Here is a 446-nt window from a genome sequence, read left to right as displayed (position 1 = left end):
AAAGAGGATGCGCAGGCTTGGGTGAAATCCTTCGCCAGTTGGTACAACGAAGAACACCTGCACAGCGCAATCCGCTTCGTTACGCCGAACGCGCGCCACTCCGGGACTGACAGTGCAACGCTCGCCAGCCGCGCCAGTCTCTATGCAACTGCACGCGCACAAAAGCCGGAACGCTGGTCAGGGAAAACCCGAAACTGGCAACCCGCCGGACCCGTCTGGCTGAACCCCGAAAATGAAATTAGCGCCCCTGAAATCAGAGACGCCGCATGAAGTCGGCGGACAACTATGTTGACACACACCGAGTTCTTCGATGCCATCATCCCAAGTTCGACAAAATCGGCTCGATTTTGGGCAGGATCTTCGAGCCCCAGCATATAGTTTCAATGGGTTGGAGTCTGTGTAAGACTGATTTCGGTGAAAGTCGTGTAGTTACACGTCGTGTAACT

At 54.7% G+C, this 446-nt stretch carries 1 pseudogene; it reads left to right on the top strand.

The window, feature by feature from the left end:
* Positions 1 to 270: pseudogene (locus BV911_RS19700) on the top strand (IS3 family transposase); the annotation flags it as partial.
* Between the last annotated feature and the right edge of the window lie 176 nt (positions 271 to 446).

Origin of the sequence: Pseudoruegeria sp. SK021 (assembly GCF_002119405.1) — a bacterium.
GTDB lineage: Bacteria > Pseudomonadota > Alphaproteobacteria > Rhodobacterales > Rhodobacteraceae > Meridianimarinicoccus.
The sequence above is the reverse complement of the archived record's forward strand: the minus strand, read 5'-3'. Positions and strand labels throughout refer to the sequence as shown.